Source organism: Pseudomonadota bacterium (genome assembly GCA_026388215.1).
Taxonomy (GTDB): domain Bacteria; phylum Desulfobacterota; class Syntrophorhabdia; order Syntrophorhabdales; family Syntrophorhabdaceae; genus JAPLKF01.
In genome coordinates, this window is sequence record JAPLKF010000016.1 from 1 (window position 1) to 17,230 (window position 17,230).

At 40.3% G+C, this 17,230-nt stretch carries 14 protein-coding genes; 8 read left to right on the top strand and 6 right to left on the bottom strand.

All coding sequences use genetic code 11. The annotated features are described in order from the left end of the window. The coding region (locus tag NTU69_01300) for an AAA family ATPase (GenBank protein MCX5802165.1) at nt 1–3,281 on the bottom strand (3,281 nt) is incomplete at its 3' end. Further along, nucleotides 3,278–4,675 (bottom strand): glutamate--tRNA ligase, encoded by a 1,398-nt coding sequence (gltX, locus tag NTU69_01305; GenBank protein MCX5802166.1) that lies wholly within the window; start codon nt 4,673–4,675, stop codon nt 3,278–3,280. The genes NTU69_01300 and gltX (NTU69_01305), both read right to left, overlap by 4 nt. Nucleotides 4,676–4,848: 173 nt before the next feature. Between gltX (NTU69_01305) and NTU69_01310 the strand changes: the two genes are divergently transcribed. The 8 genes from NTU69_01310 (at nt 4,849) to NTU69_01345 (ending at nt 12,554) form a co-directional block, all read left to right on the top strand. Beyond that, the gene (locus NTU69_01310) at nt 4,849–5,343 is read left to right on the top strand and encodes a CarD family transcriptional regulator (protein ID MCX5802167.1); all 495 of its coding nucleotides are present in this window, start codon (nt 4,849–4,851) and stop codon (nt 5,341–5,343) included. 27 nt (nt 5,344–5,370) lie between these two features. Next, entirely contained in the window at nt 5,371–6,396 is a 1,026-nt protein-coding gene (locus tag NTU69_01315) for a TRAM domain-containing protein (protein ID MCX5802168.1), read from the top strand. Nucleotides 6,397–6,399: 3 nt separating this feature from the next. Continuing rightward, nucleotides 6,400–7,098: a 2-C-methyl-D-erythritol 4-phosphate cytidylyltransferase gene (ispD, locus tag NTU69_01320; GenBank protein ID MCX5802169.1), complete on the top strand. Its 699-nt coding sequence runs from the start codon at nt 6,400–6,402 to the stop codon at nt 7,096–7,098. Beyond that, nucleotides 7,095–7,595 (top strand): 2-C-methyl-D-erythritol 2,4-cyclodiphosphate synthase, encoded by a 501-nt coding sequence (gene ispF, locus NTU69_01325; protein ID MCX5802170.1) that lies wholly within the window; start codon nt 7,095–7,097, stop codon nt 7,593–7,595. Before ispD ends, ispF begins: the two co-directional genes overlap by 4 nt. A gap of 8 nt (nt 7,596–7,603) precedes the next feature. Beyond that, nucleotides 7,604–8,968 (top strand): glutamate--tRNA ligase, encoded by a 1,365-nt coding sequence (gltX, locus tag NTU69_01330; protein MCX5802171.1) that lies wholly within the window; start codon nt 7,604–7,606, stop codon nt 8,966–8,968. Further along, nucleotides 8,938–10,428, top strand: coding sequence for an ATP-binding protein (locus NTU69_01335; GenBank protein MCX5802172.1), 1,491 nt, complete (start codon nt 8,938–8,940; stop codon nt 10,426–10,428). The genes gltX (NTU69_01330) and NTU69_01335 overlap by 31 nt, the downstream gene beginning before the upstream one ends. Beyond that, on the top strand, nt 10,418–11,890 hold the full coding sequence (locus NTU69_01340) for a sigma-54 dependent transcriptional regulator (GenBank protein MCX5802173.1): 1,473 nt from the start codon (nt 10,418–10,420) through the stop codon (nt 11,888–11,890). The genes NTU69_01335 and NTU69_01340 overlap by 11 nt, the downstream gene beginning before the upstream one ends. Nucleotides 11,891–12,092: 202 nt before the next feature. Beyond that, entirely contained in the window at nt 12,093–12,554 is a 462-nt protein-coding gene (locus NTU69_01345) for a hypothetical protein (GenBank protein ID MCX5802174.1), read from the top strand. A gap of 96 nt (nt 12,555–12,650) precedes the next feature. Here NTU69_01345 and NTU69_01350 read toward each other — a convergent pair whose 3' ends face one another. From NTU69_01350 to trpS, 4 genes are all read right to left on the bottom strand, one after another. Then, the gene (locus tag NTU69_01350; protein MCX5802175.1) at nt 12,651–14,615 is read right to left on the bottom strand and encodes a hypothetical protein; all 1,965 of its coding nucleotides are present in this window, start codon (nt 14,613–14,615) and stop codon (nt 12,651–12,653) included. Further along, on the bottom strand, nt 14,612–15,436 hold the full coding sequence (gene murI / locus NTU69_01355) for a glutamate racemase (protein ID MCX5802176.1): 825 nt from the start codon (nt 15,434–15,436) through the stop codon (nt 14,612–14,614). The genes NTU69_01350 and murI overlap by 4 nt, the downstream gene beginning before the upstream one ends. Nucleotides 15,437–15,597: 161 nt before the next feature. Further along, nucleotides 15,598–16,233 (bottom strand): pentapeptide repeat-containing protein, encoded by a 636-nt coding sequence (locus tag NTU69_01360; protein ID MCX5802177.1) that lies wholly within the window; start codon nt 16,231–16,233, stop codon nt 15,598–15,600. A 73-nt stretch (nt 16,234–16,306) separates the two neighbouring features. After that, a partial coding sequence (gene trpS, locus NTU69_01365; protein ID MCX5802178.1) for a tryptophan--tRNA ligase occupies nt 16,307–17,230 on the bottom strand: 924 nt, incomplete at its 5' end.

The window sequence follows — 17,230 nt, forward strand, 5'->3', positions numbered from 1 at the left end:
TAAATCGTGTTTGATGATTCCATAGTAATTCTGTTGTGTGTGATAAATACTATCTGGGTTTTGTTGCTGATGCTTTTAATAATCTCGAGGAGAGACATAATGTTTGCATCGTCGAGGGGGGCATCTATTTCATCCAGAAACGAAAAAGGACTGGGTTTTGTGTCCATAAGGGACAGCAGGAAAGCCAGGGAAACAAGGGCCTTTTCCCCTCCTGAGAGCTGTTCCATCCTGACAACCTTTTTCCCAGGTGGCTGGACATACATTTCTATTCCGCTCACATCCTGATTAAAAACAAGATACCCGTTACCGCCTCTGAAGAGCATATGGGTAAATCTTTTAAATGTATCATTGACCACCTCAAATGTTTCAAAAAATATCTCCCTGGAGAGGCTGTCTATCTTTGTTATTGTTTTTTTCAGGGATTCCATAGCATTTTTCAAATCCTCTTTCTGTTTATCGAGAAATGCTACCCTTTCTTTTAATTCGAGGTATTCCTTTTCTGCTCGAAAGTTCACCTCACCTATATCGGAAATCTCTTTTGCTATATTTTCCCTTTCCACTTCTAAATTTTTACTGTACTGGATGGTAATATTTTCAGGTTCTTCGATGCCGTATGCAGTTTTGAGTCTTTCGTATATCGTATCCTTCTTTTCAATAAGGACTGCGATATCTGTTTCAATGTTTTCCCTCTTGCCCTTTATCTTATCCGCATCTTTATTTACCATATCTATCTTTTCCTGTAGGGCATGTTTTTCCATATGAAGGTTCCCGGAGGTCTTTTTGAGTTCTTCATATCTCTCTATCTGCCTCTCACATGTTTTTTGCAATGTTTCGTAACCTTTTTCCAACCCTTCTATCTTTTTTAAACATTCTGTGAGACCCTTTTCTGTCTGCTCTATCTTTTCCTGTTTCCGCTGTTTCTCGTCTGTGAGCGTTTTAATGAGGGTTAAATTTCTTTCTGTATCTTCATACAGGGTATTTAATAAATTCCTTTTTCTTTCAAGGCTTATTGTGATTTCATGCCATCTCGACAATGTATCATCGTAGGTTCTTTTTATATTATCGAGTTCCCCCCTGAGGGATGCCATCTTTTCTTCAGTACCTTCCTTTTCTCTGTCGTGTAACTCTCTCTCCTTGAGGAGGTCACCGATTGTTGTCTCAGAGGTTTCTTCAAAGAAGTCAACCTTTGAAACGAGCTCATTAAGCCTCTCTCTAATTGTTCTCAATTCGGTTTCTGATATTATGACCTCTTTTTCAATCCTGCTTATTGACTTTTCCTTTTCATTATTCTTCTCTTTAACCTCTCTGTATATTCTGTCGAGGTCGTTGTGCTGGTTTTGTGCATCTTTAATGGAAGTCAGGTGTTCCTGCAGGATCCCCTCTATCTCCTTTAATTCCTTTTCTACCCTTATCTGTTCTTTAAATCTTTTTAAATCGGCTGTCTCTGTTTCTTTTCCTCCTAAAATAAAACCCCTTGAGTCAATATACACATTGTTACCAATGAATATACCTTCCTCACCGTTTTCTATTCTTGCGAGTGCCTCCTCAATGCCCTGTGTCCATTTCAAATCTATCTCTACCTGTTGTTCGTTCAGCTTGAATATCCCCTTTTTTGGAAAAAATATGTAGTTGCCATCATATTTTTTTACCATCTCTGAGATAGCTTTTAGGTCATTTTGAGAGAGCACGCTGTATTCCATCTCTTTGAAGAAAAATCTTTCAAGGACCTTTTCTTTATCTTCATCGACCCTCAACATATCGATGAGTCTTTTTGTATCCACTGGACCTTCTATCTTATTCTCTTTTTGCTCGCTTATCTGTTTTAAGAATTCCTCTCTCCCCTGCTTTTCGCCTTTTAACCTCTCTACAGTATTCTTTTTCTCATTGATTGCCTTCAAAAGGGTTTCTCTCTGTTTTAATGTTTCTACCTCTTTTGATACTATCCCTTCTTTTTCAAGCCTTTCCTTTTCCAATGTTTCTATGAGTGCCCCGTGCTTGGCTTCTAAATGGGATAACCTTTCCTTCATGCCTTCCTGTTCTGACCGTTTCTTTTCTTCCCTCTGCTGTCTTTCCCTGCCCAACCTTTCTAATTGAGCGATGCGGTTTTTTATGTCTGTTATATTGCTCATGGTAACAAATAATCGAACCCTCTCTTCTTCAATCCTCTTTTCATATTCCTCTGTCTCGTCCTTTAACCTTTCTACAGTTTCCCTCAATCCATTTCCCTGTTCTTCCTCCCTCTTAAGCAGTAAGGCATGCTCTTCTTGCCTGATTTTTAATGCTTCTATTCCCTCGTCCACTTTTTTGATCTGTCCCTCTAATTCTATTTTGTCTTTTATTAATGTTTCCTTTTCTTCTTCTAACCTTTTCTTCTCATCCCTTATGTATTCTATCTCAAGGAGCCTGCTCTCCATGTCTTTTTCTTTACCCTTTATATCAACCTCAAGTTCCCTTATTGTGTTGTCTACCAATAGGAACTCATCTTCCTTCGTAGCAAATTCTTCTTTGAGTCTATTTTTCTCTTCCTCCTTCCCCCCAATCTCCCTATCTAAATCTTCATGTTTTTCTTTAATTTTCCCTATTTTTCTTGTGAGCTTCATGTATCCGTCTATGAGTATCTGGGTGTCTATCTCACTCAGCTTATCAGTTAGTAGCTTATATTCCTTCCATCTATTCCATTCATTTTCAGCCTTTTCAAAGTTTTTAATTACTTCGCTGTATATGTCTTCAATCCTTTCTAAGTTGGTGGTAACCTCTTCCATCCTTATCAGGGCATCCCTTTTTTTCTCTTCAAATCTTGTGACCCCGCTCGTTTCTTCTATAACAACCCTTCTCTCCTGTGGTTTCATCTGGACAAAATATTCAATCCTTCCCTGTTCCACGATGGCATAGGTGTTTACGCCGATGCCTGTGCCGAGGAAAAAATCCTGTATGTCTTTGAGCCTCACGGGATTCCCATTCATATAGTACTCATTCGAACCATCCCTGTATATTCTTCTTTTTATTGTTAAGTCTTTCTCTCCATCTGAAAGTTCTATGGCAACCTCAGCTATGTTCACGGGTCTTTTACCGTTGCTTCCGTGAAAGATTACGTCGCCCATGTCTTTTACCCTTAAAGATTTTGTGCCCCTTTCTCCCAGTGCCCAGATAACCGCATCCACAATATTACTTTTTCCACAGCCGTTTGGTCCTACTATGGATGTGATACCCTCGCTGAATTGGAAGACGGTTCTATTGAGGAAGGATTTGAAACCGAAAAGTTCAAGCCTTAAAAGTTTCATGTTATAGATTCAATAGCCCTTTTTATCCTTTTTTCTACACTGCCTTTCCCGAGAATACTTATGACCTCGAATATCCCCGGGCTCGCTGTTTTGCCTGAGAGGGCAACCCTGATAGGCTGGACAATCTCTACAATCTTTTTATTGTTTTCTTTTGCCAGCCCTTCTATTAATCTTCTTTGTTCCCCTTCATCGAGAGATAATAGGCCCTTAAACCCTGCATAGAAGCTCTCGAGGATGGGTTTTGTCTCGTATGTTAAGAATTTTTTTCTTGCCGCCTCTTCATATTGGATATCATCATTGAAGAAGAATCCTGCCATATGCGCCATATCCTTCAGGGTTTTTGCCCTTTCCTTCAGATTTGTTATTATTGGAATCAATTTATTTTTATCGTATCCATGGACCCCCATCTCCTCTATAAATGGGGTAAGTCTTTCTGCAATTTTGTGTTCGGACAGTCTTTTTATATAGTGGCTATTCAGCCATGAAAGCTTATCCATATCAAAAATCGATGGGGATTTCCCAACATTATGCAGGTCAAACTTTTCAATGAGTTCTTCTCTGGAAAAAACCTCCTGATCTCCATGGGCCCAACCGAGTCTTGAAAGGTAATTCATGAGCGCCTCAGGTAGGAATCCATCGTTTTTGTACTCAAGAAGCGATGTTGCACCGTGTCTTTTACTCAAACGTGCCCTGTCTTTTCCGTGAATCAGAGGAACGTGGGCAAATTGTGGTATCGTGTAATTCAATGCCTCATATATCAGTACCTGCCTCGGTGTATTGTTTATATGGTCATCGCCTCTAATAATATGCGTAATACCCATGAGTGCATCGTCAACTACCACGGTAAAGTTGTATGTTGGTATATTATCACTACGAAGGATTATCAGGTCGTCAAGTTCTTCACATTTAAAGGAAATTTTACCCCTTATTATGTCGTTAAACGTAACTTCGCCTGAAAGTGGTGTTTTGAAACGTATTACAAAAGGTTTATCTGTGTTTTCATGTATCCCATCCCTGCATGTCCTGTCATAGGTAGGTTTTTTACCATCCTTAAGCGCTCCCTTTCTTTTTTCTTCAAGAATCTCTTGAGAACAGCAACATTTATATGCATGTCCTTCCTTAAGAAGTCTATATGCATGCTCCCTGTATAGGTCCATCCTTTCTTTTTGAAAGTACGGCCCCTCATCCCAGTTTATGCCAAGCCAGGTAAGGCCTTCCAGTATATCCCTGACGTAGTCTTCCTTTGATCTTTCTACATCCGTGTCCTCTATCCTAAGTACAAATATTCCCCCATTATGCCTGGCAAAGAGCCAGCTGAAAAGCGCAGTTCGTGCTCCTCCAATATGGAGATACCCTGTAGGACTTGGTGCAAACCTCGTTTTAGTCATCAAGATTACCCTCGATAATGGTTTTAGTGATTATAATGGAAAAATATCTGTTCATCAATCTATTTTTATGGATACCCCACGCCATATGCATTTTTGTGTATACAATATACTTATTGAATTTTTTTGTATATGTTGGTAAACTATAGCGATATTAATCACAAAGATTAATTGGAGGCATAATGTACAAAGCAGGAGAAATAGCTGTATATCCTGGCCATGGCGTTGGAAGGATAGAGTCAATAGAAGAAAAGGAATTTTCAGGTATGAAGCAGGCCTTTTACATCATGAGGATTCTCGATTCAGATATGACTATCATGATCCCTGTCGAGGGGGTAAAGAATGCCGGTCTCCGCTGTGTTATTGATTCCTCTGAGGTTACAAAGGTCTATGCAATACTTAAGGATAAAAATGTAGTGCATAACCATTTGCCATGGAATAGAAGATATAAAGAATACATGGAAAGGATAAAGAGCGGCTCTATATTTGAGGTTGCAACGGTATTGAGGGAGCTTTATGGCCTGAGGGCTTGGAAAGAGCTGTCTTTTGGAGAAAAGAAGATGTTTGAAATAGCAAGGAATCTAATAAAGAAAGAATTGTCCATGGCATTGAAAAAGAATGAAGAAGAGATTGAGAAAGAGATTGAGGCTATATTTTTAAAAAACTATAAGGACTAAAGTGGTTTGAATATAGTAATCCAGATCTTGTTAGTACTGGTGACCACCGTTACCGGATATTTCATAATAAGAGAAATATTCGCAAGTAATTTCCTTGGTTTGTTTGGGGCCTTATTTGGTCTTGCCCTCGGTTACGCGATCCTTAAAGTGGAAGAAAAATTAAAGGATATATCATTAAAGACAATCTTTGGGAGTTTAATAGGGGTAACGATAAGCCTTCTTGTTGCAGACCTTTTTATTTCAAAACTCCTTTTAACACTTGTGAAGGACATACCGATAACGTTGCCTATATATATCCTCATTTATTTTGTTTTGGGTTACCTTGGTTTCAGGTTAGGCGAGAAAAAGAGCCAGACCATTGATCTTTCAAAGATACCTCTCTTTGGAAGGATGGAAGATGAGGAGGATGTTAAAATCCTTGATACAAGTACAATTATAGATGGAAGGATAGCAGATATATGCGAGACAGGATTTATAGAAGGGACGTTTATGATACCCCAGTTTATACTCTATGAGATTCAGCACATTGCAGACCATCAGGATCCGGTGAAAAGGACGAGGGGTAGAAGGGGCCTTGATGTACTCCATAGATTGCAAAAGCAGACGTTTGTGAAGGTGAAGATTGTTGACTACGATTTTCCAAAGCTTAAAGATGCGGACACGAAGTTGATTGCCCTTGCAAAACGCTTAACTGCTAAGTTAGTGACCAATGATTATAACCTTAACAAGGTGGCAGAGCTCCAGGGGATTGAAGTACTTAATATGAACCAGCTGGCAAGTGCTTTAAAACCAGCGATACTCCCTGGCGAGCAGATGAGCATAAAAATTCTTAAAGAGGGGAAAGAGCATGGTCAAGGGATAGGATACCTTGACGATGGAACCATGGTTGTTGTGGATGAGGCAAAAAAACTGCTCGGCAAAGGTGTTGATGTGGTTGTCACGAGTGTATTACAGACCACATCTGGCAGGATGATATTTGCAAAACTTAAAGAACAAGCCGAAAAGGAATTCTACTTCCCTGATGAGTACAAGTTGGAAGAACAGGGAAGATAATACATGAGGACCCTCGCAATAATACTGGCAGGTGGCGCAGGCAAGAGGATGGGGACCTCTACGAACAAACAGTTCTTAATCCTGGACAACAAACCTATCATTGTCCATACATTGCAGATATTTGAGGAATGCAGAACGGTAGATGGTGTTTATCTTGTTGTAAATCAGAAAGACCTTCCGATTATACAGGAGGAGATCCTTGAAACGTACAGATTCAACAAGGTGATGAAGCTTGTCATGGGCGGAAGATTGAGACAGGATTCTGTGAGGAATGGGTTAGAAGCAATTGAAAACCCGTGTGATATAGTGATAATTCATGATGGTGCAAGGCCGTTTGTTTCCCCTTCGTTTATAGAAAAAAGTATTTTTCTTATGGAAATGTTTGATGCAATAATCCCTGCCCTCCCTGTCAAAGATACTATAAAGGTAGTATCAAAGGAGGGTTTTGTCTTAAAAACCTTAGAGAGGGATTCACTATGGCAAATACAAACACCCCAGACATTTAAGTACGAGGTCATTGTAAAGGCATATAGAGAAGGTATGGCAAAGAAGCTTTGTGGGTATGATGATGCAACATTTTTAGAGTTTTTGGGTAAAAGGGTTAAGGTAATAGAAGGCTCTCCTTATAATATAAAGATAACAACACCGGAAGACCTCATTATAGCGAAAGGCATGCTCTCTCAGCTTAAAGGCACCATATGAGGGTTGGGATAGGTTATGATGTTCATCCCCTCGTTGAAGGGAGAAAACTTTTCCTCGGGGGCATTGAGATACCATACAGCAAAGGTCTTTTAGGCCATTCAGACGGAGATGTCCTTATCCACGCTATCTGTGACGCAATCCTCGGTGCTATCTCCGAAGGCGATATAGGTGTATATTTTCCAGACAGTGATGAAAGTATAAGAGGCATAAATAGTATAAAAATACTCTCCTATGTTATGGAACTTGTTAAAAAGAAAGGGGTTAAGGTAGTAAACATAGATGCTGTAATTGCTGCGGAAGAACCAAAAATACACCCCCACAGAGAATTGATCAGGAAAAATATAGCGAAAATACTAAATGTGGATATAGACAGGGTTGGCATAAAGGGGAAAACCAAAGAAGGGCTTGGTTTTGTGGGTAAAAAGGAAGGCATAGAAGTATATGCAGTGGCATTGCTTGAAGAGGTTAGGGTACAGACCCCATACCCTATACCCTGAGGGCATACATGGTTAAGGTAAGATTCGCACCGAGCCCCACTGGACACCTCCACGTAGGAAATACACGTACAGCACTGATGAACTATCTCTTTGCCCGTAACAAAAATGGCAGATTTATATTGAGGATAGAGGACACGGATGTTGAAAGGTCAGATGCAATGTACGAAACATCCATTATAGATGACCTGAAGTGGTTTGGTATAAAATGGGATGAAGGCCCATTTAGACAGTCGGATAGACTTGACATTTACAGGTCTTATGTGAAAATCCTTCTCGATAAAAATGCTGCCTATAAATGTTTCTGCTCTAAGGATGCGCTTGAGCAGATGAGGAAGGTATCCCTGGGAAAGGGTGAGCCACCGAAGTACAATGGGACATGCAGGGAACTTTTAGGTAGTACTATAGAGCAGTATGAGAAAGAAGGCAGGCCTTATGTGGTAAGGTTCAAGTCCTTACAAAAACCCATTAGCTTTAAGGACGAGATACATGGAGAGATTCATTTCCCCCGTGACCATGTAGATGATTTTATTATTTTAAAACAGGAGGGTACGCCTTCCTACAATTTTGCCGTGACCATCGATGATATGTTAATGGGTATTACCCATGTGATTAGAGGGGCTGACCATATATCAAATACGCCAAAACAGATTATGCTCTTTCTGGCCTTTGGTGAGAAGCCTCCTCAGTATGCCCACCACTCTTTACTCACAGGTGATGATAAAAAACCATTGAGTAAAAGACATGGGGCTACAAGGGTCAGGGAATTCAGGGATATGGGTATACTGAAATCAGCATTCATGAATTACCTTGGAATTCTTGGCAGAAATGTGAAAAAAGAGATTCTTGAAGAAGGAGAACTCATAGAAACATTTTCCCTAAATTCCCTTTCTTCATCCGATTCCCTATTTGATATGGGAAAGATGCTCTGGTTCAATAAGGAATATATCAGAAGGATGCCAATAGAGAACATGCTCGTCGAACTGGACCTCCCCTTGGATTACAGGGACAGGATTGCCGTTTTAAAGGACAATGCGAAAACATTGAATGAGATGAAGGGGCTTCTGGACATATTTGATAGTACGGATATAAAGGAAGATGGTCTCACATACCTCCTGCATATTACAGAGTTGAAGAACATATTGCCTTACCTGAGAGAAGTGCTTATGGACAAAAGGGGTGCAATATTAGAAGATATTTTGCAGACCCTGGAAAGAAAAACAACACTTGCAAAGAGGGAACTCCTTATGACGCTACGAATACTATGCACGGGTAGAAAGAGTGGTCCCCCATTGAAAGAAGTATTTCAGCTAATCCCAAAAGATATTATAATTAAGAGGGTGGAATGCGTAGAAAAGAGATTTACACTTCAATAAAAGATATATTTCGCAGCCTCTCTTTGAGGACCCAACTGCTTTTGATCCTTCTTTTTCTTCTTGTCATCTCAATAAGCTCGCTTACAATAATCTATTCAAGGTCTGAAGGGTTGATTATAGACAAGGTTACAGAAAATATAGATGACATTACCAAGGCTATCCAGATAAGCGTTGAGGAGTTGACTTACAGGGGTGACAGCACCGAGAGGCTGAAGAATTACGTTGATATGTTAAACAAAAAAGGAATAAAAGAGATATCAATTTTAAGCGATAGCTCGGAGGTCATTGCAAGCTCGAACCCGAAGAAAATCGGGACAAAAGAGAAGATGGGAGAAACAAAGGATAAGACAGGAGAAAAAAGGATAGTAAGAAAGAAAGGTCTGATGATCACGGCACGACTTGGAGAGGAGAGTAAGACAGAGGCACAGAGGCTTTACAGTATAATTATGCCCGTGTCGATAAAGGGGCAGAATATAGGTTACATCCATATCAACATGGTACTTGATGACTATAAGCTACTCCAGAGGAAGAACCACTTTAAAAGGATTTTGAGTACACTCTTTGCCTTCAGTATCGGCATTATCATCAGCCTCCTCATCGCAGAAAAGTATACCGAGCCGATTAAAAAGATTGCCAATGCCAGCAAAAGGATTGCTGAGGGGGAACTGGTAAAAATCAGGGATAGGAATCGCAAGGACGAAATAGGTATCCTGATAAGAAGTTATAACGAAATGGTTGATAAATTGAGTGAGAGAAAGGAGCTGGAAGAAAAGCTGAAGAAGACAGAACAGCTTTCAATGATAGGGCAGCTATCGTCAGGAATAGCCCATGAGATCAGGAATCCTCTGAATTTTTTGTCTTTATCGGTTGGGCATATAAAGGAGAGGGTCATTGAAGAGAAGATTGAGAAAAGGGATGACCTTATCAAACTTTTAGATGACATGACAAAGGAGATATATAAGGTTAACGAGCTTATCCATAATTTTCTCTTTTTAGGAAAGCCTATTACATTGAATAGAGAGTGGATACCACCAGAGACACTGATAAATGAGGTGCTTTATATCTTGAAGGACAAAATAAAGAGCGGGGTTGACATTAAGGTAACATGCAAAGCTGATGGACAGCTTATGTATTGTGATAGAGAGTGCATTAGGATATGTCTTATCAACCTGCTTTTGAATTCTATTCAGGCCATAGAGGACAGAGGAGAGGTGGTAATTGAATGCGGTAGGGAGGACGGGTTTTCTTATATCTCTGTGGCGGATAATGGAGAGGGCATAGAAAGTGAAGAGATGGAGAAGATATTTGAGCCATACTATTCAACGAAAAAATTCGGTATCGGTCTGGGTCTTGCCATTACAAAGAGATTTGTAGAAGAGCATGGGGGGGCAATCTCAATTGATAGTAAAACGGGTAAGGGAACGGTTATGAAGATAAGGGTGCCTTATTATGAAGTATGATAAGGGTAGTATTCTTATAGTTGAGGATGATAAGAACCAAAGGGAAATCATTAAGACTATCCTTGCGAAGGAAGAGTTTTATGTAGAGGATGTGGATTGTGGGAAAAAGGCAATTGAACTTCTAAGGGGTAGTAACTTTGATCTGGTACTCACAGATTTAAGGCTGCCCGATATAGATGGCACTGAGGTCCTTAAAGAGGTAAAAACATTAAACAGACCGTGTCATGTTCTTATCATTACAGCCTTTGGTTCTATACCTTCTGCAATTGAGGCAACGAAGCTCGGCGCCTTTTATTATCTTGAAAAGCCTCTTGAGAAGGACCATTTACTCATCGTGATAAATAATGCAATGAATCAGGTAAAACTCCTTAAAGATAACATTATGTTAAAGAACCAGCTTTTAGATAGGTTCCATCTGGACAATATTGTGGGGGTTCATGGCAGCATGGAGGAACTCTTCAAGATAGTAAGAAAGGTAGCCCCTACAAATTCTACTGTTCTCATATATGGAGAGAGTGGTACAGGAAAAGAGCTTTTTGCAAAGAGCATACATTTTAATAGCCTCTGGAAGAGTAACCCTTTCTTTGCAATTAATTGTGCATCAATACCGGAGACCCTTCTGGAAAGCGAGCTTTTTGGTTACGAAAAAGGGGCCTTTACAGGTGCACTATCCCGTCATATTGGCCTCTTTGAGCAGGCGAACGGGAGCACCCTTTTTCTTGACGAAATAGGTGACCTTTCCTTAAGCACACAGGCGAAAATATTAAGGGCTATTCAGGAAAGAGAAATCAGGAGAATAGGTGGAAGGGAGAACCTGAAGCTCGATGTGAGGATAATTGCGGCGACAAATAAAAGGCTTGAAGAAGAAATATCGAAAGGCAGGTTTCGTGAGGACTTATATTACAGATTGAATGTAATAGCCTTTTCTATTCCACCACTCAGGGAGAGGGTAACGGATATTCCACTCCTTGTGGAACACTTTTTAAAGAGACTTAATGCATCCCATGGAAAGAAAAAGGGTCTTACAAATGAGGTTTTACAATCGCTTATGAGATATTCATGGCCAGGGAATGTAAGACAACTCGAATCCGTGATTGAGAGGTCTTATGTGATGTGCGAGGAAGACATGATAGATATGGAGCATATCTCTGAGGAGGTGAAACAGGTCCCTGTGACCGGGTCTTCCTATGATAGGTTACACGCTACAGCAGATGACCTTATTGACGCAAAACTCACTGCAGCTGAATACCGTTTGTATCTATATCTTATCAAGCTCGATCCATCCAGAGAAGATTTTCAAGAGGCGATAGAGCCAATAACCATTATGGAAAAGTTAGACATAACCAAACAAACATTTTATACAGGTATTGCACGATTAAAAGAGTTGAGACTCTATGATTACAGATTACAGGCAAGCAAAGGTAAGCTGGACAGAAGGATACAGTCAGGAAAATTTTACTAAAATACGAAAATCGGTCTAAAAAATTAGACTTTATTTAAAAAACTCTATTCTTTTTTCTCCATACAAAAATCATTCTCGCCCTTAACATTGTATGATTATTAAGAAATTACAATTGTATACAGTATGGCGAATATTTGGCATGGTAAATGCAACTATATTCTTTGCGAAAGTCGAATTTAAAAAAGAAAGGAGGTGAAAAGATATGAAGAAAGCTTTAATGATAGCACTCGCACTATTGATCAGTGTTGCATTTGTTACAACAGTATTTGCTCAGGCAAAACCAGCTGAGAAACCAGCAGCTACAGACAAACCAGTAATGAAGGTAGACAAGCCGGTAAAGGCTGAGAAAGCTGAGAAACCAGCGAAGGCAAAAGGAAAAGCATTTGCAGGTGAGGTAGTCAAGGCAGAAGCGACGGCACTCGTTGCAAAGGACAAGAAGGGCGAAATGACCTTTGACGTAAGCGCAGTGAAAGGCTTCAAGGCTGAGGATTACAAGGCTGGCGACAAGGTAGTGGTGAAATATGCTGAGAAAGATGGCAAGAATGTAGCATCAGCCGTCAAGAAAGTAGTGAAGAAAGAGAAAAAGGTTGAGAAGAAAGAAGCTCCAATAAAAGCCGAGCCAGCAAAACCAGCACCTCCAGCAGCACCTCCAGCAAAGAAGTAAAAAGGTTACAGGCAACAATAAAATGGGGGGAGTCATCTCCCCTTTTTTATTCCCTCTGCCTAATGCTTAGTGATTTCTGCCTACCGCATTCATTGATTATATATAGAGCGGGTCTGCCTCTATACGAACTTCTGGAATATTGTATATGTGGAGAAGGGATTTATAAAATAGCTCCTCATTTCCTTTCAAGATTATCCTCCACCTGTATCCCTTCTTTTTTTGCATGAGGGGCCCTGTTACATAACCTGTGAGACCTTCTTTCTCTATTATTTCTTTTATTTTGTTTATGATTTTGATGCCTGCCTGTTCGCCCTTTTTCTCCACCTCGATTAAAAAAATCCTCGCATAAGGAGGAAACTCTGCTGCCCTTCTTTTTTTTAACTCCTCAAAGTAAAATGTTTTTAAATTTAGGAAATAGGTAGTGTTAACACCCTTTTTCCTCTCCATAACTATATAAATTTCTTCAGGGCTTAAGGCATCGAGGAGATTTGTGAAAACCTGAAACATCTTCTCCTCTGCCCTGTATCCGGCAATTCTTAGTAATTCTTCCCATCCGATGAGGATAAGCTTATTTGCATGAAGACCATAAAGTTTCGACAGGGTTTGTGTACCTATTATGATGGCAGGGGTCTCATGGGAAACATTTTTTAAATTTTCCAAATCCTCCTTAATGGTTTCCCCGGTTATTCTTACAATATGGGTGTTTTTAAGGATGTTTTTCATCTTTTCTTCAAGGTACTCGGCCCCTATTTGAGAAAAACGGATAAGGTTGCTTCCGCAGTTCATACACATTTCTTTGTATTCTAAATTTTTACTGCATGCGGGGCATACAAGTAAGTTTTTGTGTTTCTGGTAACTCATTATCCCCTGACAGACTGGACATAAAAAAGGCCTTTTGCAATCGAGGCATTGAATATAAGAGCTATAGTCTTTTCTCGGCGTGAATATGGCTATGATTTCTTTTTTCTCAATTGCTGTATTGATAATTTTGATAAGTTCTTCAGGCAAGGTCCCATAGGATGATATATTTTTCTCTGTAATTATTTCGGAGTATTTTTTGTTTTTCAGCCATGCCTTTTCGATAATATTGATGTTTCCATCCTGCGCAAATTTAAAAATTTCCATAGAAGGGGCAACGCTTCCAAAAACAACAGGGATATGTTCTATCTCTGCCCTTTTCATTGCAAGCAAGCCAGCGTTGAACCTAAAACCCTCCTCATTTCTGTATTCGTCTTCTTCATGCCTGTCCACGACTATGAGGGAGTTATTCAATATAGGGAGAAATGTGCAGCTTATATTGCCTAAAATTAAGAAGCCGCCCTCGTTTCTCGCCTTGAAGTATGTTTCCATCCTTTGCTTACCCTTTGTTGTAGCCCCATACCATAATACGTTATTGTGAAATCTCTCGGAGAGCATGCGATAAAAATATCTTCCTGTTATGTAATAGTCGGGGAGAAGCATAAGGACATTCCCCCCTTTATTTAGGTGTATGGATATAAGGTCTGTATAATATTCTAAACGGCTCTTGATATCCCCGATGTAAAGTATCCTTTCGGGTTTTTCCATGGATTTTAATTTTTCTGCAAGGGGTGAAAAGGGTTTGTTGGTGAAGGCATCGCAGAGTTCTATCAAGCCTTCTTTATAGTATTGAAATACAGTATCTTTGCCAATGGCAGTATACGCCTTTTTCAGGGAAACATTATCTAAAGCAAGGGCACGGCCTTCAAGGGCTTTGATTGTGAGATATTTTTCTATATGAAGGCTTGCGGGAATCGCATATTTAAGGACAATGCCTATAGGTGTTATGTAATAATATGAAGCCCATTCGCAAAGAAGGATGAGTTTGTCATCCATTAGAGGAAATATATCTACTATCTCGTAAATTTCCTTTAGATTTGTGTCAGCCCCGTCATCCATGTCCGAAATAAACCCCACGAGGGTCTTGTTTTTAAATGGAACCCTTACCCTTAAGAATCGTTTGATGAAGGGTACCCATTTTTCAGGGACAGAATATGAGAATGTTTTTGTTACTGGTATTGATAGGGCAACATGAACAATCATGAAGAAAGTAAAAGGTCTTTGTAATCGAGCCCCTTGATAAAATTTACGTGTTTGATGCGCTCCCCAAGAAAACGACCACCTATTTCTTCAAATGTTTCAGGTGAGTCAGTGACAAAATATTCACATCCTCCCTTGCCCGTGTCGTTGATGATCCCATTCTTTTCAAGGGTCTTTTTTACTTCCTTTGCAGTTTCTCTGCCTGTGTTTATTGTGTTTACACCCTTACCCATGCTTTTTTTAATTGCATGCTCCAGAATCGGGTAATGTGTACATCCCATTACAAGGACATCAATGTCTGATTGTTTAAAATCTTTTAGATATCTTTCTGTCATAATGTAGGCTATTTCATCATTTTCAAGGCCTTCTTCAACAATGGGTACAAATAAGGGACAGGATTTTGATATTACCTTTACCTCGGGGTCAAGCCTTCTGACAGCCAAATCGTATGCCTTACTTTTTATGGTGGCCTTTGTTCCTATTATCCCTATTTTTTTCTTTTTTGTTTGTGCTACGGCTTCTTTTGCGCCCGGGTCAATTACCCCCAGTACAGGGATAGGGAGTTTCTTTTTAAGTATATTCAGGGCCAATGCAGAAGAGGTATTACAGGCAATGACAAGTATTTTAATACCCTTTGTGAGCAAAAAGAGTGCGCTTTCAAGCGCATACTGTGCCACTATCTGGGGAGACCTGTTTCCGTAAGGGACCCTTGCCGTATCGCCAAGGTAGGTTATGTGTTCTTTGGGGAGGAGTTTTTTAACCTCTTTTAAAACAGTAAGCCCACCGACACCCGAATCAAACATGCCTATAGACAGCGTTTTCATGGGAAAAGATTATGTAAGATAGGGGGGAAAGTCAAGCGTTATAGTTAAGCTAATAGCTTTTAGTAAAACCCAGTCTATCCCGTCTATTTTGTCGTGACCAGATAGACCAGAGGGACGAAAGAAACAAGATAGACAAATTAAAAGAGCATTAAAAATGTTGCTTACTGCTTGCACTCCCCGATAGAGCCTTCTTTACATTTTATTGTCCCGTCAGTCCAGGTGGCACCAGAGAAATCTGCACCAGTCAGGTTTGCACCAGTCAGGTTTGCACCATACAGGTTCGCACCAGTCAGTTTTGCACTGCCCAGGGATGAATGTTGGAGTTTCGCACCTGACAGGTTCGCACCAGTCAGGTTTGCACGGGTCAGGTTCGCATTCCATAGACCTGCAGCGGTCAGGAATGCACCAGATAGGTTTGCACCGGTCAGGTTTGCATTGGTCAGGATTGCTGTTATCAGGTTCGCACCGGTCAGGATTGCACCGGTCAGGATTGCACGGGTAAGGACTGCCATTATCAGGTTTGCACCAGATAGGTTCGCACCGGTCAGGTTTGCACCATACAGGTTCGCATAGGATATGTCTGCATATTTCAGGTCTGCAAGGGTCAGGTCACAGTACGGGCATATTTTTGTTGTTTTCAGTTTTTCAAGATCGACAGGATCAAACCCGTACCCTGTAGTCAACGTGAAGCACAGCAGTGTAATGGTTATGCCGATAAGAAACGATACAGTTCTTTTCACTATTGGAGCGCCCTCCTTATTGTTTTTTATTTGCATCCATGGTGTTTTCATGTACATATGCATCTCCAGTGTTGTGCGTTTTTATAAAGCTTATAGCTGACAGCTAATGGCTGAAAGCTTATAGCTGGTTTTACGTTAATATCCCGAGGACTTCCCTGACCTCGTGGAGGGTCTTTTTTGCAATGTTTCTACAGGACTTTGCCCCGTTTTTTAACACATCCATTACATAGTCTGTATTCTGCATCAGGGATGCTGCCCGCTCCCGTATGGGGGTAAGTTCTTTCCGGATATTTTCAAACAGTATTTTTTTGCAATCTATGCAGCCGATCGAAGCGGTTCTGCAGCCTTTGTCTATGTCTAAAAGTGTGATGTTTTCTGAAAAGGCCCTGTGTATTGTGTAGATATTGCATATTTCAGGGTTACCGGGGTCTTTTCGTCTCACCCTATTGACATCGGTTACGGCTGTTCTTAATTTCTCCCACATATCCTTTTCATCTTCCAGGATGCCGATGTAGTTATTCAGGGTCTTTGACATCTTGCTCTCTCCATCTGTGCCAAGGATTCTTGGTGCACGGGAGAGTATAACTTGTGGTTCAGGGAAGATGTTGCCGAATCTACTGTTGAACCTTCTTGCCACCTCTCTCGATAATTCCACATGCTGAACCTGGTCTTCGCCTACAGGCACAAAACCAGCCTTATATATTAGTATATCTGCGGCCTGCAATACCGGATAATCCATAAGCCCAATATTTATATTAGCCCTGTGTTGTTTCGACTTTTCCTTGAACTGTGTCATCCGTTCAAGTTCACCAATGGGTGTCACGCAGTTGAATATCCATGCCAATTCAGTGTGCTCAGGCACATGGGACTGGACAAATATCTTACATTTTTCAGGGGACAGTCCACATGCAACGAGTATCAAAGCCGTTTCAAGAACCCTATCCTTCAGCTTATTAATTTCATATTCCACAGTTATGGCATGATAATCAACAACACAATATATACAATCGTATTCTTCTGTTAAATGGACCCAATGTCTTATTGCACCTACATA